This is a genomic window from Prolixibacteraceae bacterium (assembly GCA_019856515.1).
In the GTDB taxonomy this organism is placed as follows: domain Bacteria; phylum Bacteroidota; class Bacteroidia; order Bacteroidales; family Prolixibacteraceae; genus Halosquirtibacter; species Halosquirtibacter xylanolyticus.
Window position 1 is genome coordinate 2,604,083 of record CP082230.1, and the last position, 25,552, is coordinate 2,629,634.

Annotated in this window: 15 protein-coding genes, 23 tRNA genes and 1 other RNA gene; 30 read left to right on the plus strand and 9 right to left on the minus strand. The window is 37.3% G+C overall.

All coding sequences use genetic code 11. The features are described 5' to 3' along the window. Positions 1-407: 407 nt before the first annotated feature. From lon to K5X82_09230, 4 genes are all read right to left on the minus strand, one after another. The gene (gene lon / locus K5X82_09215) at positions 408-2,810 is read right to left on the minus strand and encodes an endopeptidase La (protein ID QZT35539.1); all 2,403 of its coding nucleotides are present in this window, start codon (positions 2,808-2,810) and stop codon (positions 408-410) included. A gap of 463 nt (positions 2,811-3,273) precedes the next feature. Beyond that, a complete protein-coding gene (locus K5X82_09220; protein QZT35540.1) occupies positions 3,274-3,531 on the minus strand; it encodes a type B 50S ribosomal protein L31 in 258 nt (85 codons plus the stop codon). 103 nt (positions 3,532-3,634) lie between these two features. Next, positions 3,635-4,831: a GNAT family N-acetyltransferase gene (locus K5X82_09225; GenBank protein ID QZT35541.1), complete on the minus strand. Its 1,197-nt coding sequence runs from the start codon at positions 4,829-4,831 to the stop codon at positions 3,635-3,637. Between the two features lie 47 nt (positions 4,832-4,878). Beyond that, complete coding sequence (locus tag K5X82_09230; protein QZT35542.1) at positions 4,879-5,583, minus strand: DNA alkylation repair protein; 705 nt, start codon at positions 5,581-5,583, stop codon at positions 4,879-4,881. 344 nt (positions 5,584-5,927) lie between these two features. Here K5X82_09230 and K5X82_09235 point away from each other — a divergent pair. The 11 genes from K5X82_09235 (at position 5,928) to K5X82_09285 (ending at position 13,278) form a co-directional block, all read left to right on the plus strand. Further along, positions 5,928-6,001, plus strand: a tRNA-His gene (locus K5X82_09235). 27 nt (positions 6,002-6,028) lie between these two features. After that, positions 6,029-6,104: transfer RNA gene (locus tag K5X82_09240), tRNA-His, on the plus strand. Positions 6,105-6,133: 29 nt separating this feature from the next. After that, positions 6,134-6,207: transfer RNA gene (locus K5X82_09245), tRNA-His, on the plus strand. 206 nt (positions 6,208-6,413) lie between these two features. Beyond that, a complete protein-coding gene (locus tag K5X82_09250) occupies positions 6,414-6,596 on the plus strand; it encodes a hypothetical protein (GenBank protein ID QZT35543.1) in 183 nt (60 codons plus the stop codon). A gap of 457 nt (positions 6,597-7,053) precedes the next feature. Next, positions 7,054-7,138 (plus strand) — tRNA-Ser (locus K5X82_09255). A 5-nt stretch (positions 7,139-7,143) separates the two neighbouring features. After that, positions 7,144-7,216 (plus strand) — tRNA-Trp (locus tag K5X82_09260). A gap of 15 nt (positions 7,217-7,231) precedes the next feature. Continuing rightward, positions 7,232-7,305: transfer RNA gene (locus K5X82_09265), tRNA-Met, on the plus strand. Between the two features lie 26 nt (positions 7,306-7,331). After that, positions 7,332-7,405: transfer RNA gene (locus tag K5X82_09270), tRNA-Met, on the plus strand. A gap of 172 nt (positions 7,406-7,577) precedes the next feature. Beyond that, positions 7,578-8,696 carry an efflux RND transporter periplasmic adaptor subunit gene (locus tag K5X82_09275; protein ID QZT35544.1) on the plus strand — a complete coding sequence of 373 codons (1,119 nt, stop codon included), beginning with the start codon at positions 7,578-7,580 and terminating at the stop codon, positions 8,694-8,696. Between the two features lie 18 nt (positions 8,697-8,714). Beyond that, a complete protein-coding gene (locus K5X82_09280; protein QZT35545.1) occupies positions 8,715-11,858 on the plus strand; it encodes an efflux RND transporter permease subunit in 3,144 nt (1,047 codons plus the stop codon). 13 nt (positions 11,859-11,871) lie between these two features. Next, on the plus strand, positions 11,872-13,278 hold the full coding sequence (locus K5X82_09285) for an efflux transporter outer membrane subunit (GenBank protein ID QZT35546.1): 1,407 nt from the start codon (positions 11,872-11,874) through the stop codon (positions 13,276-13,278). 67 nt (positions 13,279-13,345) lie between these two features. On the opposite strand, the gene K5X82_09290 is transcribed toward K5X82_09285, so the two are convergent. Both K5X82_09290 and K5X82_09295 read right to left on the minus strand, forming a co-directional pair. Continuing rightward, positions 13,346-14,308, minus strand: coding sequence for a glycosyltransferase family 2 protein (locus K5X82_09290; protein QZT35547.1), 963 nt, complete (start codon positions 14,306-14,308; stop codon positions 13,346-13,348). A gap of 6 nt (positions 14,309-14,314) precedes the next feature. After that, entirely contained in the window at positions 14,315-14,854 is a 540-nt protein-coding gene (locus tag K5X82_09295) for a DUF4199 domain-containing protein (GenBank protein ID QZT35548.1), read from the minus strand. Between the two features lie 233 nt (positions 14,855-15,087). Here K5X82_09295 and ffs point away from each other — a divergent pair. From ffs to K5X82_09380, 17 genes are all read left to right on the plus strand, one after another. Then, positions 15,088-15,187, plus strand: an RNA gene (gene ffs, locus K5X82_09300) — signal recognition particle sRNA small type. Between the two features lies 1 nt (position 15,188). Next, positions 15,189-15,262: transfer RNA gene (locus K5X82_09305), tRNA-Thr, on the plus strand. A gap of 29 nt (positions 15,263-15,291) precedes the next feature. Next, positions 15,292-15,374, plus strand: a tRNA-Tyr gene (locus K5X82_09310). A gap of 19 nt (positions 15,375-15,393) precedes the next feature. Next, positions 15,394-15,466 (plus strand) — tRNA-Gly (locus K5X82_09315). A gap of 86 nt (positions 15,467-15,552) precedes the next feature. After that, positions 15,553-15,625 (plus strand) — tRNA-Gly (locus K5X82_09320). 12 nt (positions 15,626-15,637) lie between these two features. Continuing rightward, positions 15,638-15,711, plus strand: a tRNA-Thr gene (locus K5X82_09325). A gap of 29 nt (positions 15,712-15,740) precedes the next feature. Continuing rightward, positions 15,741-15,823 (plus strand) — tRNA-Tyr (locus tag K5X82_09330). Between the two features lie 100 nt (positions 15,824-15,923). Continuing rightward, positions 15,924-16,006: transfer RNA gene (locus K5X82_09335), tRNA-Tyr, on the plus strand. 19 nt (positions 16,007-16,025) lie between these two features. Further along, a tRNA-Gly gene (locus K5X82_09340) sits at positions 16,026-16,098 on the plus strand. 12 nt (positions 16,099-16,110) lie between these two features. After that, positions 16,111-16,184, plus strand: a tRNA-Thr gene (locus tag K5X82_09345). A gap of 22 nt (positions 16,185-16,206) precedes the next feature. Then, positions 16,207-16,279, plus strand: a tRNA-Gly gene (locus K5X82_09350). Between the two features lie 14 nt (positions 16,280-16,293). Beyond that, a tRNA-Thr gene (locus tag K5X82_09355) sits at positions 16,294-16,367 on the plus strand. 28 nt (positions 16,368-16,395) lie between these two features. Further along, positions 16,396-16,478 (plus strand) — tRNA-Tyr (locus K5X82_09360). A gap of 19 nt (positions 16,479-16,497) precedes the next feature. After that, positions 16,498-16,570 (plus strand) — tRNA-Gly (locus K5X82_09365). 13 nt (positions 16,571-16,583) lie between these two features. After that, positions 16,584-16,655, plus strand: a tRNA-Thr gene (locus K5X82_09370). A gap of 28 nt (positions 16,656-16,683) precedes the next feature. After that, a tRNA-Tyr gene (locus K5X82_09375) sits at positions 16,684-16,766 on the plus strand. A gap of 18 nt (positions 16,767-16,784) precedes the next feature. Beyond that, positions 16,785-16,857 (plus strand) — tRNA-Gly (locus tag K5X82_09380). 313 nt (positions 16,858-17,170) lie between these two features. Here the strand turns inward: K5X82_09380 and ispF are convergent. The 3 genes from ispF to porU all read right to left on the minus strand — a co-directional run bounded on the left by ispF (position 17,171) and on the right by porU (position 22,252). Then, positions 17,171-17,656, minus strand: coding sequence for a 2-C-methyl-D-erythritol 2,4-cyclodiphosphate synthase (gene ispF / locus K5X82_09385; GenBank protein QZT35549.1), 486 nt, complete (start codon positions 17,654-17,656; stop codon positions 17,171-17,173). 19 nt (positions 17,657-17,675) lie between these two features. Then, positions 17,676-18,839 (minus strand): type IX secretion system outer membrane channel protein PorV, encoded by a 1,164-nt coding sequence (gene porV / locus K5X82_09390; GenBank protein ID QZT39108.1) that lies wholly within the window; start codon positions 18,837-18,839, stop codon positions 17,676-17,678. 119 nt (positions 18,840-18,958) lie between these two features. Beyond that, a complete protein-coding gene (gene porU / locus K5X82_09395) occupies positions 18,959-22,252 on the minus strand; it encodes a type IX secretion system sortase PorU (protein QZT35550.1) in 3,294 nt (1,097 codons plus the stop codon). 353 nt (positions 22,253-22,605) lie between these two features. On the opposite strand from porU, the gene K5X82_09400 reads away from it, so the two are divergent. Beyond that, positions 22,606-24,027, plus strand: a complete 1,422-nt coding sequence (locus tag K5X82_09400) for an SUMF1/EgtB/PvdO family nonheme iron enzyme (protein ID QZT39109.1) — start codon at positions 22,606-22,608, stop codon at positions 24,025-24,027. Between the two features lie 59 nt (positions 24,028-24,086). Then, entirely contained in the window at positions 24,087-25,388 is a 1,302-nt protein-coding gene (locus K5X82_09405) for a UDP-N-acetylmuramoyl-tripeptide--D-alanyl-D-alanine ligase (protein QZT35551.1), read from the plus strand. Positions 25,389-25,552 lie beyond the last annotated feature (164 nt).

Genomic DNA, 25,552 nt, shown 5'->3' on the forward strand with positions numbered 1-25,552 from the left:
CTACAACAAGACTCTACCTTTTTTGCTACCTTCGGTGCATCTGCTTTTTTAGCCTCTTTCGTTCGACACTGGGTAAGAAAACCGATGACTAAAAATGATCCTATGATGATTCTGATATATGCGTTCATTGTGAAATAAAAGAGTTTTAAGTATTCTATTCAAGGGAACACCAATTTGACTGAAATGTTTGTCGTTAAGGCTTATTTATAAAACAATTTCAGTTTTCGATCTCCCTCATGCATCCACCCATGGAAATGAGGTGTTGTAGAAGACAAAAAAAGGTTGTAAAAAGCAACGCTTCTTACAACCTTTAATATAGTGTATAATTAAACCAATATAATAGTTAAGATACTCTTTTAAGGATATATCAAAATAGCATTGGTATAATTAGAAAACAATTCGATCAATTACTCTTTGAATGAGATAGCATTATCGACTTTAGACTTTAAAAGTGCGACAGATAGTACATCAGAGATGTTGCGTACATAGTGGAATTTAAGTCCCTGGATGTACAACTCTTTGATATCTTCAATATCTTTTTTATTGTCTTCAGAAAGGATAATCTCTTTAACACCAGAACGTTTTGCTGCAAGAATCTTCTCCTTGATACCTCCAACAGGGAGTACTTTACCTCTCAAAGTGATCTCACCAGTCATCGCAATGTTCTTCTTCACTTTACGTTGAGTAAAGCTAGAAGCAAGAGCTGTAGCCATAGTGATACCTGCTGATGGTCCATCCTTAGGGATTGCTCCTTCAGGTACGTGGACATGGACATTCCACTTATCAAGTATTTTAGGATCGATGTCGAACTCTTCAGCATGTGCTCTCAAGTACTGCATTGCAATCATTGCAGACTCTTTCATGACTTCGCCAAGGTTACCTGTAAGAGTTAACTTACCATTTCCTTTGTTGATACTGGTTTCGATATAAAGAATCTCACCGCCAACTGCAGTCCAAGCTAAGCCTGTTACAACACCAGCATACTCATTTCCTTCATAAAGTTCTTTAGTGTAAACAGATGTACCTAAATACTCTTTTAGATCGTCGACACTAACCGCCTTATTATACTCGTTACCAAAAGCGACCTTCTTTGCAATACGACGACATAGTTTAGCCATCATCTTATCTAGTAGACGCACACCTGATTCTCTTGTGTAACGATCAATAATTGCCTCAATAGCCTTGTCATCTATCAGAACATCTTCAGTGTTCAATCCGTGATTTTCGATTTGACGAGGAAGCAAATGACGTTTTGCTATCTCGATCTTCTCTTCCACAAGATAACCACTCACATCGATCAGCTCCATACGATCTCTCAGTGCTGGATGCAGTGAGCTTAATGAGTTTGCAGTTGCAATAAACATCACCTTAGATAGATCATAATCGATATCTAAATAGTTGTCATGGAATGTTGCATTTTGCTCTGGATCTAACACTTCAAGTAGTGCAGAAGCAGGGTCACCATGGAAATCATTAGATATTTTATCTATCTCATCCAGAATAAATACAGGATTTGAAGTACCTGCTTTCTTTATATTTTGGATGATACGACCTGGCATGGCTCCTATATATGTACGACGGTGTCCACGAATTTCAGACTCGTCATGAAGTCCACCAAGGCTCATTCTTACATATTCTCTATCAAGAGATTTTGCAATCGACTTACCAAGCGAGGTTTTACCGACCCCAGGAGGGCCATAAAGACAAAGAATAGGAGATTTCATGTCCCCTTTTAACTTTAACACAGCAAGGTGTTCAAGGATACGATCTTTAACCTTCTCTAATCCGTAATGGTCTGCATCCAAAACTTCCTCAGCATGGTCCATATTGAAGTTGTCTTCCGAACACTCACCCCATGGAAGGTCTAATAGCATCTCTACATAGCCTGATTGGACCGAGTATTCTCCAGCAGCAGGATTCAAACGTTGTAGTTTATCCAGCTCCTTGTAGAATATCTCAGCGATCTCCTTAGACCACTGCTTCTCATCGGCTCTCACACGAAACTCTTCAATCTCTTGCTCTAAAGGATTGCCCCCGAGCTCATCTTGAATAGTTTTCATCTGTTGATGAAGAAGGTATTCACGTTGTTGCTGATCCATATCGGTTTTCACCTTGTTTTGGATATCTTGCTTCAACTCAATGACCTGTACCTCTTTTACTAGATGCGTAATCAGTTTACCACCACGACTACGGATACTATCTAACTCTAACAACTCTTGACGTTCATCACATGTAACGTTGGAGTTGTTACATAAGAAGTTAATCAAGAAGGTGCTGTTCTCTATATTCTTTAAGGCAAATTGTGCTTCTGCAGGAATATCAGCTCCTCCAGCAACAATCTTACCTGCAAGCTCTTTTAGTGTACTGATAACGGCATCAAACTCTCTTGAGTGAGTGTCAGGCAAATCTTCTGGCGTAGGTACAACTAAAGCACGGAAATAAGGGTCCTCTTGGAAAATATCCAATACTTTGAATCGTCTCTTACCTTGGATTACCACTGAAGTTGAACCATCAGGCATCTCTAAGATCTTAAGAATCTCAGCCATGGTACCAACTTGGTACATGTCTTCCTTGGTTGGATCCTCAATCTTCCCTTCCTTTTGTGCGATAGTACCAATCAATCTATTATCAGCATACGCCTCGCGAATTAACTCTAGCGACTTTTTACGCCCTACAGTTATCGGCATCACAACACCAGGAAATAGAACAGTGTTGCGTAAAGGCAATATAGGCAATGCATCAGGCATTGGAACTGCAGCTAAATCAGCTTCGTTTCCATCTGCGATGATAGGTATATAGTCTTCTCCCATCTTAGGTATATATTATTTTTGTTATTATTCAGATTACTACATGACAAACAGTCTTTCAACCATCTGCAAATATGACAAAGATGTCATATTGTCTATATGAACCCCCTTAAAAATTGGGTATTATGAACAGGTCAATAGTTGTGCCAAACTTCCACTTGTGGGTGCAATTTGGGAAGGTATGTAAAATTATGGAAATAATACGATTCTATATTAAATTGAACATAAGTTGTTTCGAATATATGTTGTTTAGACAAGACTAAACTACAGACACTGATACCTAAGTTATAGAAATCTCTTTACACATAGTATAAACAAGATGTCACGAAAGCAATAGAGATCATCTCAATATCGCATTGTATAACATAAACTACATACATATTTGTAATTATTAAATTACAGTCAAAAAAAAAGCTTCATCGTAAGATGAAGCTTTTTAATGTTTTCTCGAGAAATAATTTTTCAATTATTTCTTCGTAAGATGTTTCTTGTACTTGTTCATGAACTTGTCAACACGTCCTGCAGTATCTACAAGTTTCATTTTACCAGTATAGAAAGGGTGTGAAGTACTAGAAATTTCTAGTTTCACTAGAGGGTATTCAACTCCATCAATTTCGACTGTATCTTTAGTCTCAACAGTCGATTTAGTGACAAAAGTCTCACCGTTAGACATGTCCTTGAAACAAACTTGTCTATAATTTTCTGGGTGTATTCCTTGTTTCATCTCTATCTATTTGCTTTGATATTCTTACTTTTACGAACGGTTTGCAAAGATACTTATTGTATCCACAACTCCAAATTTATGAACATCAAAAGTTTAAATTTAACTAATTCTTGGCACCTTTTGCTTTATCCTTCATTGATTCATGTAAAATAGGTGCCCTTTCAAAGGATTTTGAGGGATCAAACAAGTAACGCATCGTCAAAAGAGTTGATGCTTTTTTACCACCAACCGACTGGTATAATAGCTCCATTTTGGGATTAAAATCACCAACCCAAGAAAACTCAAGCTCCGTCATCCAAGGTTGCTTATCTAGCACTTTTTCAAGCTGTGCAAAGATGGCTGATTCTACACCAGAACCTTGAAACTCAGGAACGACACCCATTACAAAGCAACGAGCACGTGTTATTGTTTTTTTCCTGCGCAAATATAAGAATTTTATGATGGAATAAATATTAATCTTTCCATTTAAATGTTTCAATATCTGATTCCAATCTGGGATCATCGCAAAGAAAGCAATAGGTTCGTCATCCTTATATGCAAACCAGAAATATTTCTCATCGGCCAATCGCTTTAAGAAAGTTCCAATCTCTTTTATCTCCTTCACATCGACCCCTTTGAAGTTATCATGACTCCTCCATGCTTTACTATATATTGTCATGAAGTCATTCACATATTTCTCAAGGTTATCAAATTTCATATGCCCAAAATGATAACCTGGCCTGCGCGAAATCCACTGGGCAATCTTCATTAATCGAGGATTCAACCCTTCGGAAATATTCATACGATAGCAGTATTGTTCGTAGTATGTTTTAAATCCGTAATTCTCAAAAAGAAGTTCGTAGTATTTAGGGTTATATGGAATACCAAAAGTTTGAGGATGGAAACCATCGACAAGGAGTCCCCAATTGACCATGTTCTCACCGAAATTAATTGGCCCATCCATCGCCTGCATCCCTTGAGTTGTTAACCACTCTTTGGCTGTATCAAACAAAAGATCTGCCACTTTTTGATCATCTACAGATTCAAAAAAACCGACACCTCCTGTAGGCTGAGAAAAAGTGAATGCTTTTTTCTCATCATAAAATGCTGCAATACGTCCTACACATTGGTCATTGTCATCAAAAACAAGCCAACGGTGTGCATCACCATGTTTAAAAAATCCATTCTGTTCACGATTAAAAACAGATGTAATCATCTTATCCAGTGGACGAACCCAATTGTGATCATTCTTATAAATGAAAATTGGAAGGGTTAAAAACGCCTTCTCTAGTGAGTCAGAATCTACGCTAATTATCTTCATAAGGAGTGGGGTTATTGATTTAATTTATTCAAGTGTTCAATTCACACTCAATCCGGCAAGTAATCTTGTATGTAAGGACTTGTCAACTCATCTACAACTTCTTTTACCATCTCTTGTGTGACCGGATTATCTATGGTTAATAAATGCTTTAAATGCATCAAGGTTATTTCATTCAGATTGCGATTTCTTTTTCCTACCTGTATCAAAGTTCGCTTTAAAACAAATTGCAAAGAAGCATCTTTAGACAGTGGGGGCAATACTTCAAAAAAAGATTCAAAATCCTCATCAGAAGCCTCTTTATCCACAAGAGCCAATCGTCCCATTAACAGTATTCCAGTATATTTTACTATCTGTTTCTTTCCTAATGCCCAATCTTTGGCTTTGTCATAAACATTATCAATGTGCACTAAAAGATGAAGTGCCATCTGTTCCGAAATTTCGATATTTTCAAAGCTTTTTACCCAATAATCCAATTGATCAGGAGAAGCTAGATGTGGCTCCTCTAACATTGCTGCCAAAATCATCGTTTCACGCCAGCCCTTATTCCATAGCTTTAAAGCCAACAGGTGATTCTTTTGATATTTTTTAGATAAATCATGAAGGCTCAAAGTAGAAGCACCTAAATTTACCTTATAATTAATACCTCTTGCACTCATTGAGTCTGCAACAATTCCATTTTTCAATGGGATAATCATTTTCACAATCTCTTGATATATCTTTTCAATCTCTGGATTATCTAACAAAAAGTCCATCTTCTCTATTTATTTTTTTTTAAACGACCTGCATAAAACTACACCTCGGATCAGGTCGCAACATTCCAAAATTACAATTCCCACATGAATTGTAAAGCCTAATAATACACAATTTTTATCGTACCACAGAATTAAGAGCATTTTTTCAACATCAAAAAAGCCCCCCTTAATTCCTTAATTCCCCCGAATGGATGGTATCGATGAAAAAAAGATCAACTAGGGTTTCCTTCATAAACAAGGAGTTAGCACAAACATGCAAAAATAATAGAAAAAAAAGCAGCAAAACTGTTGCATAGTAGAATCCGATTTTGCTATATTTGCAACCGCAAAACAAGAAATACACGGTGGTTGTAGCTCAGTTGGTTAGAGCACTGGATTGTGGTTCCAGGGGTCGTGGGTTCAAATCCCATCATCCACCCTACTTTTTTATTTTGACGATTTACATGGTGATTGTAGCTCAGTTGGTTAGAGCACTGGATTGTGGTTCCAGGGGTCGTGGGTTCAAATCCCATCATTCACCCTACTTTTATTTAAGATACCGTACTATACGGTGGTTGTAGCTCAGTTGGTTAGAGCACTGGATTGTGGTTCCAGGGGTCGTGGGTTCAAATCCCATCATCCACCCTACTTTTGAAAAGAGACTTGCATATTATGCAAGTCTCTTTTTCTTTATAATGTATTTCTCCTCTTTCATCACAAGAAACTGACGTTTAGTCAATTTTTTTTCTTATTTCAGAACCGTTTTACGTCATTTGTTAACGAAAATTAATAAAACGATTTTCTTAGTCTATTTAAAATAAAAAGTACTGATCCCCCTAGAACTAGAAAATATGAAGCTAAAAGTTTTGAATTTAAATGGCGAGACAATTTTTGTAGAAGAAAAGGCGCGTAAATCTTTAAAGAATCCCATCTCTCATATTGAGAAGAAGCTTCGAGATTTTGCGAAAGGAACATACATTCTTCAGTACAATGAAGACGATAATAAAATTACCAAAGCATTAACGATAAGCTAACCTTAACGTTTTCCCTTTACATTAACCTAAGATGACTCTTACATCATCACATTTATTATCTATCAGAATGAAGTCTATCTAAAAAATCCTCATTCCGACAACCTAATTTTTATTGGCTAATTTGCCAAAATTCCCTACAAAAAAGCACAATTTAGATCCTAGTCTAGATTGATGCTTTTTTTATTGTCCTTCAATTAACAGATTAAGAATACTCCGTTTTAACCATATAAATCCACCAACATGGGTTTCTTCTGTGATATTCCTCCTCTAACAATACTCCTATCTGAAACCAAATAACGAATCCCAATTCATTTCTCTAATAAATTCAACTTTTTTCTCTTTTCGTCCTTCAATGATTTTCAAGCAAATACAGACAAACCCCATTCAATAGACTCTTTTTTTATTGAAATAGCATTTGCAAAAACAATTTTTTGTTCTACATTTGCATCGCAATCACGGAGAGATGGCAGAGTGGTCGAATGCGGTGGTCTTGAAAACCATTGTACCGCGAGGTACCGGGGGTTCGAATCCCTCTCTCTCCGCAAACACGGGTGTAGCTCAGTTGGCAGAGCACTGGTCTCCAAAACCAGGTGTCGGGAGTTCGAGTCTCTCCTCCCGTGCAAGATTGTTTATTTGGCGAGGTAGCTCAGCTGGTTAGAGCGCAGGATTCATAATCCTGAGGTCGGCGGTTCAAGCCCGCCTCTCGCTACAATACAATAATAACAATCTCACTACGGCGAGGTAGCTCAGCTGGTTAGAGCGCAGGATTCATAATCCTGAGGTCGGCGGTTCAAGCCCGCCTCTCGCTACGAAAGGTTCTTTTCACAAATGTGGAAAGAACCTTTTTTATTTTCACGCCTTTTTGCATCATCTATTTTTATTTAAATCAGAACAGTCATATAAATAGACATTCGCAATAACGAATTGAACTTTATCATATTACTAATGGTTAAACTCAATATATGCAAAACCTGTTGAGTTATGAAAAAAGTTCGATTCTTACTAGTGTTCCTTCTTGTCTTGGCAATTACCTCGTGTAATAACAAACAAAATAGAAAGAAATCGCCACCTCCTACTGTATTTGTTTCAGAAGTCACGGTAAAAGATATTCCTTACAATCTTGAATTTGTTGGTCAAACCTATGGATACAAAGACATATCTATAAGAGCAAGAGTCGACGGGTTTCTTGAAGGGATCTACTTTAAAGAAGGCTCCATTGTAAAAAAAGGACAACTTTTATATCATATAGAGCCAAGGCAGCTTGAAGCAAAAGTCAATGAAGCAATAAGTCAACTTGCAAATGCAAAAGCAACGTTAATCAATGCAAACAATCTATACGAAAGAGTTGCTCCATTGGCTGAGATAAATGCGCTAAGCCAGAAGGATCTAGATCAAGCAACCGCCAATAAGCGTTCAGCAATAGCTCAGGTTAAAGCAGCACAAGCTCAGGTTAATTATGCAAAGATTGAACTTGGCTACACACATATATATGCTCCCATCTCAGGTGTCATTGGTCAAACAAAAGCGAAGGTTGGAGATTACGTTGGTAAAAGTCCTAATCCAGTTGTTCTAAATGAAGTATCTCAGATTGACTCTATTCTTGTTGAGTTTTATCTTCCTGAAAAAACATACTTGGAATTAATGAGAATAAAGTATCAGCTGAAAGAGAATAAAATTTACAGTAGATCAACGGTCTTTACTATGTTTCTTGCTGATGGAAGTACATTTCCAGAAAAAGGGAAGCTTAACTTCATAGACAGGAGCATAGACCCTTCCACAGGTAGTCTTAAAGCCCAAGTAAGCTTTTTAAACAAGAATAATATTATTAGACCTGGGCAGTATGCATTAATCCAAGCCACTTTAGGACAAATAAAAGATGCTATCCTTATCCCACAAAAAGCAGTAACTGAATTACAAGGGGAATTCTCTGTCTATGTAGTAAACAGCAACAAGGTGGATTATCGAAAGGTAGAAGTAGGCGAAAAGATGAAGGATATGTGGCATATCAATAAAGGTTTAAAGAAAGGTGACATTGTCATTACAGACGGATTGATGGCTGTAAAAAATGGCATGGAGGTTACTCCAAAGATGAATCGATAACCATTAAAGTATTCAACGATGAACAAAGGTAATTTTTTTGTAAAGCATCCGATAGTAGCAATGGTTATCGCAATCAGTACTGTGATTATCGGAATAATATCTCTAATACAACTTCCCGTCGAGCAGTATCCCAATATTACACCTCCAATGGTAGAGGTGAAGGCTAGCTATACAGGTGCCAACGCAATTAATGTAGAAGAGTCTGTCGCAACTCCGATTGAACAAGAAGTCAATGGAGTGGACAACATGATCTACATGAAATCCATTAATGCGAATGATGGTTCTCTAAGATTACAAACGTCTTTTGAAGTAGGTACTAATCCTGATATGAATACTGTTTTTACTCAAACTAATGTATCAGCAGCGATGGCTCGGCTTCCAAGCGAAGTTCAAAAACTGGGTGTGACAACCAAAAAGACAATGAGTAATATCGTATTAGCCATCAACCTTTATTCTGATGGAAGATACGATCAAAGTTTTCTGGCCAACTACTCAATTATTAATATACAAGATGTACTTGCAAGAATAAAAGGAGCAGGAAGTGTTCGAACGATGGGGGCTGGTGATTACTCCATGAGAATATGGATTAAGCCTGACAAAATGGCTGAGATGAATATCGACATCAATGATATTGAGCATGCAATAAACGAACAGAATGTTATTGAATCTGGAGGTAAATTTGGAGGAGAACCAACCTCTTCTGACACAAAGTTCACCTATACGGTAAGGATGCCCGAAAGATTAAAGACAGAAGAGGAGTTTGAAGAGATTATTATCAAGAGTCTTCCAAGTGGAGCACAAGTAAAGGTAAAAGATGTTGCTGATGTAGAACTAGGTTCGGAATCATACAATACATTTGGACATTACGAAGGCAAGGGGTCTGCAGTTATCGTAATCTATCAATCGCCAGGATCCAATGCTGTTGATCTAGGAAAAGAGGTGATTGCCAATATGGAAGAGCTTAAAAAATCATTCCCTGAAGGTGTAATGTATGAGATTGGACTAGATGCCACTGCTCCTATTACAGCCGGTATTGACGAGATTATCGAAACGCTTATCATTGCTCTATTACTGGTTATTTTTGTTGTATACATATTTATTCAAGACACAAGAGCTACATTAATACCTATTTTTGCTATTCCTGTTTCATTAATCGGGGCATTCATTCTATTCCCACTGCTCGGGTTTACAATAAATGTACTTTCACTCTTAGGATTAGTACTCGCCATTGGTATTGTCGTGGATGATGCTATTGTGGTAGTAGAAGCTGTGCAGGTAAAAATAGAAAAAGGAATGAACTCTAAAGATGCCACCAATGCAGCGATGAAAGAAGTTACATCTCCTATTATAGGAGTGAGTTTAGTACTCATTGCTGTTTTTATTCCTGTTGCATCGATCTCGGGTATTACAGGGCAACTGTATCAACAATTTGCAATTACAATCGCTGTATCGGTCTTCTTTTCTGCTGTAAATGCCTTGTCATTAAGCCCTGCACTTTGTTCTATTTTATTACGAAAACCTAAAAAACACAAAGGCTTTTTAGGAAAATTCTTTGACGGTTTTAACAAATGGTTTGGGAAGACTACGGATCAATATTTCAACTTCACGTCTATAGCCACCCAAAAAATAAAACGCGGTCTCGTGTTTGTCGCTATCATTGTAGTATCGATGTATTTTATTGGAAGAAAAATACCTGGAGGTTTTATGCCTACCGAGGACCAGGGATATTTCTATGTAAATGTTCAGCTTCCATTTGCCTCAGCCCTTCAGAGAACAGATGCCGTAGCACTAGATGTAGAAAAAATTGTTAAAAGTCTTCCAGAAGTAGATGGTATCACCGTAGTTTCAGGATATAGTCTATATTCTCAAAGTATGTCCACTAGTGCAGGGGTCCTTTTTGTTAGCTTAAAAGATTGGAAGGAGAGAAAGAGGACAGCCAATGAGCTTATTCGAGCTCTCAACATGGAACTTAGACAAAAAGTAAAAGAAGGAACTGCTTTTGCCTTTGCTCCTCCTGCGATCCCAGGGTTGGGAACAGGAGATGGTTTTTCGATTATGATCCAAGACAAGGGGGGAAACTCACCGAATTATTTGGCAGCAAACACCAAGACATTTGTAGATGCAGCGAAGAAAAGACCAGAAATCGGACGCATTTTCTCGGCATATCAAGCCACCGTACCACAAAGGTCTATTGAACTCAACTACGATGCAATACTTAAAGCAGGGATACCATTGCAGAATATATACAAAAGTGTCAGTGCATTCTTAGGGGGATCTTATGTGAATGACTTTAATCGCTTCGGTAGATTATATCGAGTATACATTCAAGCAGCACCTGAATATAGACAAACAGAGAAACAAATAGAGCTTTACTATATAAGAAATAAGGACAATGAATCAGTTCCTCTTGCAAATTTTGTAAAGATAAAGAACATCTCAGGGCCTGAATTTACCAATCGATTCAATATGTATCGATCTATTGAGCTTAATGGAGGACCCGCCTTTGGATATAGTTCGGATGAGGTATTAAATGCACTTGAGGAAGTTGCCAATGAGACTCTACCCAAAGATATGGGCTACTCTTGGAGCAACATATCATATCAACAAAAGAAGGCATCTGGTACATCCGGAATCATATTTGCGATCTCTTTGCTGTTTGTATATCTTATTTTAACTGCACTTTATGAGAGCTGGACACTACCATTAACCATTTTATTTGGAACACCTTTTGCGGTATTCGGAGCACTATTGAGCATCTATATTGCCCGTCTAATAAGCCCAAGCTTTGTAGATAATATCTTTTTACAGATTTCTCTAATTCTACTGCTAGCTCTTGCTGCAAAGAATGCTATTCTAATCATTGAGTTTGCAAAACTAAAGTTTGATGAGGGTGCCAATCTATATGATGCAGCAATGGAAGCCGCTAAATTACGTTTCCGTCCAATTCTAATGACTGCATTCTCATTCGTTTTTGGTGTACTTCCTCTAGTACTAGCATCAGGTGCTGGTGCTGAATCAAGAAAGGTAATGGGAGTTGCACTAGTAGGAGGAATGCTTGTCGCAACAATAATTGGTGTAGTTATCTATCCAATGTTCTTTGTTCTGATTGGCAAACTTGCAAAGTATGAGAAACATAGAGACAATAAAAAAACTGATAATTAAAATACATTGGAATATGAGAACTATATACAAAATAATCACAGGATCTCTAATCTTTTCCATTGTTCTTTTAAGTGGTTGTAAGGTAGGACCTGACATGAAGTCTCCTGAAATTGAGATGCCATCTAGTTATCGATTTGAATCAGAAAATAATGACTCTATTCCAGACCTTGATTATTGGAAGGTATTTAAAGATACTGTCCTTCTTAACTATATCGATCAAGCGTTAAAGCAAAATCAAGATCTTGAAATTGCCATGACACGGATCGAACGTTCAAGAATTTCGTTAGGTATCAGTAAAACCATGCAATTACCATCTATTAGTTTTGATAGTAGTGCTGGTATTGGAACCATGACCTCTGGTGGTAATGTACTCACCTCAAAAAATGATCAATACTCACTTTTTCCACAGCTATCTTGGGAAATTGACGTTTGGGGAAAATACCGTAGGAACAAAGAGAGTGCACTGGCTAATTTAACGAAGACAAATTATGGATATCGTGCGGTTACACTATCCATAATTTCACAGGTTGCAAACAACTATTTCACATTATTGGATTACCGTAATAGATATTTGATCTCGAAAAAGACATACCTATCACGTATGGAGAACTACAAGATTATTAAGGATAGATTTGAAACAGGTTATGTCGCTCTATTAGATGTTAATCAGGCAGAGATTCAAATGAACATCGCTCTAAATCAAATGTATCAATTAAGACGAATGATAGGCCAAGCTGAAAATGCCATGTCAATACTTTTGGGAACGATGCCTAAAAAGATTAATACCTATAGTGAATTATTTGATAGAGATGTTCCATATCAAGTACCTGTTGGGATTCCAACAGACCTACTTCTTAGAAGACCAGACATTATGCAATCCTATTATAATATTATGGGGTTAAATGCCGAAGTTGGAGTAGCAGTTGCACAGAGGTTCCCTAGCTTATCTCTAACAGCAGCTGGTGGTCTTGCAAGTGATGATGCGACTAATTTTTTTGAAAGTAATAGCCTTCAGTGGTCTGTTTATGGAATGCTAGCTGGACCTATATTTAATTTTGGCCGTAATAAGAAAAAGGTCGAAATCGCTCGTATAAAGGTTAAAGCAGCAGTACTACAATATGAGAAAACGGTAATGCAATCTGTTCAAGAAGTAGAAGATATTTTGATTGAAATCGACACATATCGAAAACAATTAGATGCAACAACGGATATTCTTACTGCAGCAAAGAGTGCCTATGAGCTATCTAAAGCGAGATATGATCAAGGTGTTGTTAGTTATCTAGAGGTATTAGACTCAGAAAAAACCTATTTTCAAGCACAACTAAGCTTATCTCGAATCTATACAAGTCGTATCAATAGTTTTGTACAACTTTATAAAGCCCTAGGTGGTGGATGGCATGAGATGGAAGTGGTAGAATAATTTTAAATAAAAGAGAGAGGGATAAGTTAATCTATCCCTCTCTATTTTATTTAAAGATTACAGTTTTTTAACTCTTAGAGATCACTTTAGATACTTTATATGCATTTCTCTCAGTACTACTTCTAGAGACTAGCTCTCCAATAAACCCAGTTAAGAAAAGTTGTGTTCCCAATACCATGGAAACCAACGAAAGATAGAAATAAGGGCTTTCAGTCACTCTCTCTGCCTCTATCCCTTGGAACACATACCACAACTTACTTCCACCGACCCATAATGCACTCAATACTCCGATAAAAAACATGAAAGAGCCTAAGGCACCGAAGAAGTGCATCGGCTTTTTACCGAACTTTGTCATAAAATGAATTGACAATAGATCAAGAAAACCATTAATGAATCTATTTAATCCAAATTTGGTCACCCCATATTTACGAGCTTGATGCTGCACTACCTTTTCGCCAATATTCATAAAACCAGCCTCCTTAGCTAGGATAGGAATATAACGATGCATCTCTCCATAGACTTCAATGCTTTTAACCACATCTTTCTTGTATGCTTTTAAGCCACAGTTAAAGTCATGTAGTTTTATACCAGACAACCATGAAGCTACACCATTGAATAGCTTACTTGGAACAGTTTTGGATATAGGATCATACCTCTTCTGTTTCCATCCTGAAACAAGATCGTATCCTTGATCTACAATCATGGAACGCAATTCGGGGATCTCCTCTGGACTATCTTGCAAATCAGCGTCCATCGTAATTACAACCTGACCTTCGGCCATTTCGAATCCTGCAAAAAGAGCTGCAGACTTACCGTAATTACGACTAAAGCAGATACCTCTTACCGCATCATTATTTTTAGCTAGAGTTTCAATCACCTGCCAAGATTTATCACTACTTCCATCATTGACATAGATCACCTCATATGTAAACTGATGGTCGGTCATGACCTTTTTTATCCATTGATCTAATTCCTTCAATGACTCGTCCTCGTTATAGAGAGGAACAACTACGGATACATTTAAAGTCATAATCTATTATTTTATTTCGTGAAATGGATCGCTGTTAACTCTCCTAGTAAAGAATGACATCAAAAGCCCTAGAAACAACCCCCCGAAGATATAGTTTGACATTTTACTCTTCCAGATATCCATTGGTGAAATTTTTCTTATATTATCAATTAAGACATCCTTCATTTTATCATCAAAAAGTTCATTGTATTTATCAAATAATGTAACATAGTTACTCTCGGCCTCTTTAATCATCTTAATGAGAAGGTCTGGATCAATATATTTCATTAAAATAAAGTCGAACAGCCCTAAGATCATTGAGGCTAGAAATGATAAGGTTATCATAAATTGCACACTTCTCCAGTAGGACATTACTCCATTTAATTGTTCCTCTCTATATTTCACACTGAAGTGGTACATACTATATACATATACAAAAAGAGAAAGGACAGTTGTAATCCAATTATTAAATCCGCCTAATAAATAAGACACAAGCTCCAATGCAACCAATGCTCCACCGAGCACCATTGCATACATCATCGCATGATAAAGAAATCCACCTTTCATTGATTTATTATATTTTTAAAATATTCAACTGTAATAACGTTTCGATACTTCTACAAAGATACAAAAATAGCAAGCATCATCAGTACCACATGATACATTCAAAAAAAAAGTATTTTTTTTCATCACATTAAGACATTGTTCTTTAGATTGTTCCCATCTAAAAGGCTTATCTATCTCTAGTAAATTTGAATAAAAGATTTGGTAGCATATCTATTTTTTCTACTTTTGTCGCCGGGTAAGTGCTACACGACATGCTCCCACTGAAACTCCCCAGGGTCGGAAGGCAGCAAGGATAGGTGGTCGTAGCTGTGCGATGTAGTTAGCTTACCCACCTGCCGAATTAGCTCAGTTGGCCAGAGCACGTGATTTGTAATCTCGGGGTCATCAGTTCGAATCTGATATTCGGCTCAGTTCTTTTTAGAAATTGAAATATTGTTGGGGAGATACCAAAGCGGCCAACTGGGGCAGACTGTAACTCTGCTGTCTTACGACTTCGTAGGTTCGAATCCTGCTCTCCCCACTAATTGCAAAAAATATTTGCGGGAGTAGCTCAATTGATAGAGCGTCGGCCTACCAGGCTGAAGGTTATAGGTTTGAATCCTTTCTCCCGCTCAATTGACATTTAAAACGAATCAACTCAATCAGATTGAGTTTGAGATTTACAATCTCAAAGATTCTATGTTTTTTTTAAAATATTTGCGAGAGTAGCTCAGTTGATAGAGCATCAGCCTTCCAAGCTGAGGGTCGCGGGTTTGAATCCCGTCTCTCGCTCATTTATTTTAAGCCGAATTAGCTCAGTTGGCCAGAGCACGTGATTTGTAATCTCGGGGTCATCAGTTCGAATCTGATATTCGGCTCAGTTCTTTTAGAAATTGAAAATATTGTTGGGGAGATACCAAAGCGGCCAACTGGGGCAGACTGTAACTCTGCTGTCTTACGACTTCGTAGGTTCGAATCCTGCTCTCCCCACTAATTGCAAAAAATGTTTTTTTGTTTTGATGTTTAAAATAAATTTCATTAGATTTGCATCCGATTTATGAACAGAGGTTTATAAATTTTAACGATTATTGGGGAGATACCAAAGCGGCCAACTGGGGCAGACTGTAACTCTGCTGTCTTACGACTTCGTAGGTTCGAATCCTGCTCTCCCCACCGAAAGAAAGAATTATTTGCGAGAGTAGCTCAGTTGATAGAGCATCAGCCTTCCAAGCTGAGGGTCGCGGGTTTGAATCCCGTCTCTCGCTCATTTAGTTTAAGCCGAATTAGCTCAGTTGGCCAGAGCACGTGATTTGTAATCTCGGGGTCATCAGTTCGAATCTGATATTCGGCTCAGTTCTTTTGAAAAATATTATGCGGGAGTAGCTCAGTTGATAGAGCATCAGCCTTCCAAGCTGAGGGTCGCGGGTTTGAATCCCGTCTCCCGCTCATTTAGTTTTTTTGCCGAATTAGCTCAGTTGGCCAGAGCACGTGATTTGTAATCTCGGGGTCATCAGTTCGAATCTGATATTCGGCTCAGTTCTTTTAGAAATTGAAATATTGTTGGGGAGATACCAAAGCGGCCAACTGGGGCAGACTGTAACTCTGCTGTCTTACGACTTCGTAGGTTCGAATCCTGCTCTCCCCACATTCGACTTATAATTTATGCGGGAGTAGCTCAGTTGATAGAGCATCAGCCTTCCAAGCTGAGGGTCGCGGGTTTGAATCCCGTCTCCCGCTCATTTAATTATATGCCGATATAGCTCAGGGGTAGAGCGCTTCCTTGGTAAGGAAGAGGTCTCGAGTTCAATTCTCGATATCGGCTCATTTCTGAAGAATGAACATTATTTATTGGGGAGATACCAAAGCGGCCAACTGGGGCAGACTGTAACTCTGCTGTCTTACGACTTCGTAGGTTCGAATCCTGCTCTCCCCACTGAAAGAAAAAATATTTGCGGGAGTAGCTCAGCTGATAGAGCATCAGCCTTCCAAGCTGAGGGTCGCGGGTTTGAATCCCGTCTCCCGCTCTATAAAAGGAGATCTTAGGATCTCCTTTTTTCATTTAAACACTTTTGTCTACCTACTACTTTAGGATCAGGCAGTATATTAAGGGGACTAGCTCTTTGTTGGATATAGTATTTAAACATGCAAATAAAGCGATTACAAGCAATTATTTCTTTATTGTTGCAATTATACAATGAAACAAGAAAAGTAGCATAAAACGCATCTAAACTATCACTATATAGGTTAACGAAGAGCATAGAAATCTATTCTAATAAAAAGAGCTGTTTCATTACAATAATGAAACAGCTCTTTTATTATCTTATAATTTAAATAGTCTTATTCTTTCTGATAAAGTAAAACAACAGCTTGAACAGAGATCCCTTCTTGTCTCCCTTCAAATCCTAGCTTCTCAGTAGTTGTCGCTTTAACTGAGACATCTTCCTCATCAACACCCAATGTATTAGCTATTGCTACTTCCATTTGAGGTATATAAGGCATAAGTTTCGGCTGCTGTGCAGCGATGGTAGCATCTACATTACCTATAACGTATCCTTTTTGCTCAACCATGCGAACGCACTCTTTCAACAATATGCTACTATCTGCACCTTTAAACTCAGCAGAAGTATCAGGAAAATGATATCCAATATCACGTAATTTTGCAGCACCTAGAATAGCATCAGATATCGCATGTAGTAATACATCTCCATCTGAATGTGCTACAGTCCCTAGTTCGTGTTCTATTTCAATACCACCAAGCCACAAAGATTCTCCTTCAGCTAAAGCATGTACATCATAACCTAATCCTACCCTTATCTTTTTCATCGTTCCTATAAATTACTGGTTAACGTCCAGAATTCAACATACTACCAATATCAAAGGTAATAGAAAATCTCAAAGTGTTTGCAAGAGGGTGGTTTTGCTGTGTGGGAATCATATATGCAAAATCCAGAATAAAGCTAGTCAATTTCACTCCCGCTCCTGCTGTTACATATTTACGATTTCCTTTATTCTCGTTTTCATAAAAATATCCCGTACGAAGTGCAAACTGATTGGCATACCAATATTCCACACCACAAGAAAGCTGACACTCTTGTAACTCTTCTGAGAATCCTCCAGGAGCATCACCAAAGGAACTAAAGATCGAACCGATAACACTCTGATCTACCCCTGTGTTGATAGACACATTAACAGTTCCATCTTCACCTGTTGTAGAGGTTTGATTTGGCGTTGGTACCATTAGCTTACTAATGTCAGCACTAATCACAATCTTATTGTACTTATCAAGCTCCATAGAGTAACCTAAACCTAAACGCATATTCGCAGGAAGAAAACTCTCATGAGTACCTCCATCAAAAGAGATTTTAGATCCAATATTGGAAAAGTTAACTCCAGCAGTAAAAGTACGATCCAGACGATGTCTTGACCATGTATTAGTATAGAAGAAAGCAATATCAGCAGCAAAAGCAGTACCAGGTTCAGCTCCTTCAACACCATTATTAACTCTCGAATCAATATATCGTGCTACCACACCTCCACTCCAATTTTCTGTAAGTTTACGACTATAACCAATATCAAAACTAAATTCATTTGGATTCTGAGACCCTAATGGATTACCTTGTTCATCGGTTAGTGTAATATTACCATATTTAAAATATCTCAAAGAAGAACTCAACACCTGTTTATCATCCAAACGATAATATCCCGACAGATACATGATGCTCATATCATCAGCTAGGTTTCTCAACCAAGGAATATAGGATACTCCCACAGCTGAAGTTCCATCAATAAAAGCATATTTTGATGGATTCCAATGCTGAGAGTTAACATCGGGAGAGGTTGCGGCCCCCAAATCTCCCATACCACCAGCACGTGTATCTGGTGAAATAGTCAAAAAAGGTACGGCACTACTGATAATTTTTGATGATGTTACAGTATTGCCACTATCTTGTGCCTTTACATTCTCTACAGACAAAATTCCAATCAACATGAATAGTCCTAACATCATGTGCCAAAAACGATTCGTCTTATATCTTAAACTCATGGTTATGCAAGTTTTAATAGTATTACGTAATTTCTATGACTTCATAACGTCATAACATAAATATTAGTATTCAGCATCTTCTATTATTGAAGAATTATTTTGCTTGTCACAATAGATTCCTCTCCATTCACATTTTGTGCAATTAAGCGAACAAAATAGATCCCAGGAGTTGTGATTCCAATACGATTTAAATCAACTTCATATACTAACGAGCTCTGGGTTATCGCTAGAGGTTGTTTCCATTTAGATGCTCCTGTAAAATCAAATATCTCTAATACACCATTCACTGTAGTATAGGCCATATTATTTTCCAATACAATACGAACCTTACCGTGTGTTGGATTCGGATATATAGAACTCATTTTCACATCTAACATTGGAGAAACAACAAAATCGCCCTCAATGATGCTTGAGTTATTCATCAAGTCCCAAACCTTAAGTTTAAAGTGATGGCGACCTTCTGTTAAACCAAGAGGCTTCCATGTTATAGTACCAGAAGTATAGTCACCATAATTAAATTGAAAGCCATTATTTAAAACGTAACGCTTCGTATTATCATGATCTAAAATAAGAACCATTTGGTGCCCTACACTCGACAAAGAGGTATTTATTCCAGTATGATCATTAATAGTAAATTTCCACGTGGGTTCATCTCCAATAGTCATTCCACTATTCCATTGATTATTATTTATAGCTAAGGATATCTTTGGACCTACACCATCATCTTCTATATCGCCTGTTGTTCCATCCATTTTCAAGTTAAAAAACTCTCCAACGCCATCACTTTTTTCATTGTTGAAGTAGTATGAAATACGGCCTCTACCTTCTTTGTAAGAAACATCTTTAGGTAAAACAAAAACATAATCAAATTTTCCATCCTTAACTTCCACTTGGGCTTGGAAAAGTACATTTACTTGTTCAGTATAAGTTTCAACCTCATTACTACCATTTCCACGTGTCTGAACTTCAATAGGTTTGTCAAGTATGCGAACAGTCATTTCACCATTCTGGGAAAGTGCATTTCCTAATTCATCGTTTAATTGTCCACGAACCTTAATGGGCTCTAGCAATTTGACTGATATATCACTATTAGACACTTTCTCATCATTTATATGAGTGGTTTCAACCTCCCATTTAGGAATAATCAACTTTAGAGCAGGGTCCCCCAAGAGAGAAAACTTCCTTTTGTTAATCACCCCAGAAGTTCTTCTTTTGGCTTTCATCATCACCATTCCAAGACTTTGAATAGCTCCATCATTATCAGTTCGAAAAAGCTCTTCATATATATTCTTATTTAATTGGTAGTTTGAAGAGGAATAAACGAGTCTTGTTGTAGTAAAAAGTGCTATCCCCCCCCCTTTAGCATGAAACAACACCTCTTCTCCTGCAGAGATATTTTCTTTTAAATCCCAATGACTAAAATCACAAGTAGCAGTCACAAAAAGAGGCAAATGATACCCATTATTCCACATATAAATATCCTCTTTCTCCAACACTTTTTCATGTGCAAGAGCATAGGTATTTGCATGTCCAGTATAATTCATTATTAAACCACCATCTTTCATAAACTGTTTAATCGATTTGGTCACATCTGGATAACTTCGATAGAGTTCTCCAAACTTTTCATATGTATCAAAATATACCTTAGTAGTATGAATTGATGGGTAGCCGCTTTTAATAAAATCAGAAATCCTTTCGGCATCATTTAAGTGAAGTCCATAGTCACCATCATCAGCAATTACACATGCTTTAGTAGACCAGTCCCCCCTATTTGAAGGATCCATATACCCTTTTATTTTATCTACAACAGCATCAGCTTGAGTTTGATTCACACATGGAATTCGACCGATTGCGATATCCACAGTACCCGACAACTCATTCTCGCCTTCATCCATCAAACAAAACACATCGTCTGAAACAAATGTATTTGATCCATCTAATGAATTCTTAGACTGAAAACATGGAACGTAATTAGGGTTCTCAAATGAAGTTGAAGTATACGGATCATAAGTCCCACGACCAAATATTAGGACATATTGCAGTGGTTGATCTGTATCTTTCTGTCTATCATATCTTCTCTTCAAATAGTTCCTGATACCATTTGGATCGGCAATACCTCCACTAAAGTTAACTTTAATATCTTCATAATTAACCAACTCTACATCCAGGTTATTTTCATGCAACTTCTTTAACTGTGTTGCTTGAGATTTGAAATTCCCATGATATATGATAATATAATCAGGAGATCCATTTATCTCCTCACCAACATTACTTAGCTCTTTGACAAAACTTGGGGAAGCACCTATTTTTGAAGGGTTAAACGCTACATAACGTCCTACGGTGTTCGTATACTGGTCTTTTAATGATATCCCTTCAGTAGTTTTGGACCCTTCCACCTGAACATACTCCAAAGGAGCTGTTATATCCCATATTATCTCATCTTCTCCCATTGAACGCACAAGTAAGTTAGCCCCCTTGTTATCCTCCTCTAACATCTTTCCATTTTGAAAATAGAGTGGTGTATTAAGATACTGCAAAGGAGCATTCATCACAAATTGGAAATAATCAATATAGTATTTGGTATCACTACCTCCTTCAACATACATCTCAAGATTTGATGATTTAGAATCGATTATAGTTTCAAAAACAAATGGGTAAGCAGCATTCCCTTCATGCGGATCAACCACCTTATTTAAACTTACCGTAGCAACATCAATCCCATTCTTGACCAATTTAGCTTTTGAAAAGTTTGAACTACTTCCAACGCCACTCGCTTTCACTTTCATCGAAGTAAAAGGGATTGATATCGGATAGTTAATCTGACTTTTATGAGAACCCAAATATGACTTACTAAACCACTGCTGACCCGAATGTAATATATTCTCAGATCTAAAATCAGAACATTTCAACGCTTCATATGTATCAACCGTTTTCTTCTTAGGATCTTGTGGGCGTATAGAATTCTCGATAAAGACAGATGCTGGAATTTCAGACACATAAACATATGACCTTCGTGAATAGAGGTTATCTTTATGACTCCACTCTTTTATATCCATATCATAACTCCAAGAAACCGTCGGATGAATATAAAAAACTATAACTTCCTCTCCATTTGAATCTGTCGTTCTTAAATAAGGGATCTCTTTTAACTCTCGATGATCAAAACTATCCCAATTATCGATCTGCGTATTTTTTGTTGTCCATAAAGACAAAGAGGAGATCGAAAGATTATGAGATTTTAAATCACTTATTTTTAAACGTAATACACCAGCCTGTGTTGACGAGTACAACAACCATTTATCTGCACCCTTCAACGACATAGAAAACAGCAAAAAGATTGTCAAAACGCCTATTAAGTTATACACCCTACGTTTCATTATCGTTATATAATCGGTCATTTCTTTCTTCCTAAGATTTTTGTATATTTATACTTAGTATGAAAACGTTTTTACTACATATATATTGTTTTTCTCCTTTTTATGTCCTTTTTTTATAACATAATTATTGAACAAAAAAGGAAACTTTAGTACATTGTACTTATGTTTTGTAAATTATTACTCAACGCCTTACATTTAATAAAAGTTACAAAAATCAAATTCTTGTAGCTCATTAACAATATAGTGTATTCAATTTTAGTTATATTTGTGAATGTCGAAAAGGAAAAGTGAATAAATCCACATCAATTATGAGTATCAAAAGAATCCTAATATTTGTAGGGTTGTTGACAATCATGTCATCATGTAGCCTCTTTAAGAAAAAAAGCGGTGGTACTGGTGAGATGTCAACAACAACGGGATGGGAATATAACAATCCCGATAATGGTGGCTTCGAATACCAGTCAGGTTACGAACAAGCTACAGGCCCAGGATTAGTATATGTTCAAGGAGGAACTTTTACTATGGGGCGCGTTGAGCAGGATGTAATGTTCAATTGGAACAATACACCTAAACGTGTAACCGTCGCATCATTCTACATGGACGAATCTGAAGTTCGAAACGTGGACTGGCGTGAATATCTACACTGGATACGTCGTGTCTATCCAGATGATCAAGAAGCATATAACAAAGCGCTGCCAGACACTTTAGTTTGGAGAGAAGAGCTAAGTTACAATGAACCTTACCTTGAAAATTACCTTCGTCACCCAGCTTTTAGTGACTATCCGGTAGTTGGAGTAGATTGGGTACAAGCTTCAGAATATTGTAAATGGCGTACTGATCGTGTAAATGAGCAAATTCTTATTGAGAATGGAATTCTTGCACATGATGCAGCCCAACAAGGAGAGAATATTTTCACCACAGAGACATATTTTGCAGGTCTTTACGATGGGGTGAAAGGAGAGAATCCTATTGAAAACCTCACACAAGAAGGTGGAGATCGTAGGGTAAAACCTTCAGATGGTATACTTCTACCACGATACCGCCTTCCAACTGAAGCGGAGTGGGAATATGCAGCTCTAGGATTGCAAGGAAACACTACAGGAGAACTTCTTACAGAAAGACGAATTTACCCTTGGAATGGACACCATTTACGTTATTCAGATAAAAAACAAAGGGGTAAGATGCGTGCCAACTTCACACGTTCACGTGGTGACTTAATGGGACTTGCAGGACATCTTAATGATGGTTTTGATATCACGGGACCAGTTACACAAGTTGGATCTAACGACTTAGGGTTATACGGAATGGCAGGAAATGTTAATGAGTGGGTTTACGATGTATATCGCCCTTCATCATCTATGGATGTTTCTGAATTCCAACCTATCCGCGGAAATGTTTACACTCAATATCGTAAAGATGCAGACGGCAATCTTCAACGTGATGAGCATGGTAGACTTGTTCGTGACACCGTTGCAAACTATGTAAACTTCAATGATGGTGATTACCAGTCACGTATCATTCTTGGAGATGATTGGACATTAGATGAAAATGTGAAACAAGGTACAGATAAAATGTACATTGGTGATGATGCAGGTAGTGTTAAACCTCGTATTGACGATCACGTGCGTGTATACAAAGGTGGAAGCTGGAAAGATCGCCCTTATTGGTTATCACCAGGATCACGACGTTATATGAATGAAAATTCAAAAGCAGATGATGTCGGATTCAGATGTGCTATGACACATTTAGGGGATCCCGATAACATCGATAATTAAGAGATACAATGATTATATAAAGGCTCCTTCTTCGGGAGTCTTTTTTTATGATAAAGATTATGGTTACCGTTAAAGCATTACATGAAATCTTTCTAGCTCATCCAATAATTTCCACAGATACTAGAAAGATTATTTCTCAAAGTATCTTCTTTGCATTGAAAGGGAGTAACTTTGATGGAAATAAATATATCGATGAAGCAATCCGTAGAGGTGCTTCATTTGTGGTTTATGACAACCCTGAATATGGAAAAGAAGATGATAAATACCTTTTGGTCGATGATGTATTAACGACACTCCAAAAGCTAGCAAACTATCATAGGAGATCCAGTCAAGCTAAGATTATAGGTATCACAGGGACAAATGGAAAAACAACCACCAAAGAACTTATCTTTGCTGTTTTAAAAACGACTTTTAAAACAATCGCAACGGAAGGAAATCTTAATAACCATATTGGAGTACCTCTCTCTCTTCTTACTATTAAGCCTGAAGATGAGATAGCCATTATTGAAATGGGAGCAAATCATCCCAAAGAGATTGGATTCTTGTGCTCCATTGCAGAACCTAACTATGGTATTATTACCAATGTCGGGAAAGCCCATCTAGAAGGTTTTGGATCATTTGAGATGATTCAAAAAACCAAAGCAGAATTATACCATTGTGTAGCAAACAGAGGTGGGAAATTATTTATTCATTATGAAGATACACTTCTGAAAAATCTTCTTCCTAAGGATGTCTCAACGATCAGCTACAGTACCGAAGGAAATTCTAATGCAGACACCTATATCAAGGAAGAGAGTGATAATAGCATTCTGATTCGTCTAAAAGCGAAATTCCCTAAAGGGTTTTTATATATATTAACCAATTTGGTCGGAACATATAACTGTTCTAATCTTGCGGCAGCAATCTCAATAGGAAAGTATTTTAATGTTGAACCATTAAGAATAAAAGAAGCTATTGAGGGATATATACCAACGAACTTACGATCACAATATACGCGACGACAATATAATGATCTCATTGTAGATACCTACAATGCAAACCCGTCAAGTATGCAGGAAGCCATCAAGAACTTCCTAAAGCTTAAACACCCCAATAAAATTGTCATTTTAGGGGATATGTTAGAGTTAGGTGATGTTTCAGAACAAGAGCATCTAAAACTAATTGAACTACTTAAAGAAGGCTCTCTAAAGGAGTGCATATTAGTAGGTGAAATATTCTCTAAAATTGCTCCTAATGCAAATACATTCCTCAACACAGACGAATTAATCCAACAACTTCAGAAAGACGAAATCAAAGAGGCATTAGTTCTAATTAAAGGATCAAGAGGCATTGGACTTGAAAAAATACTGTACCTGTTCTAAAATGAGATGAAACAGAGTATGAGATAAAGATGACTTTAGAAGTAAGGTCATCTTTTTTCATATAAGAGGGGTATTATATCAACTAAGTATTTGATGACAATATTGACACATATATTTTAACTCAAGATAGAAGAGCTTGAGTTTTTTTAAACATCTATTGAATT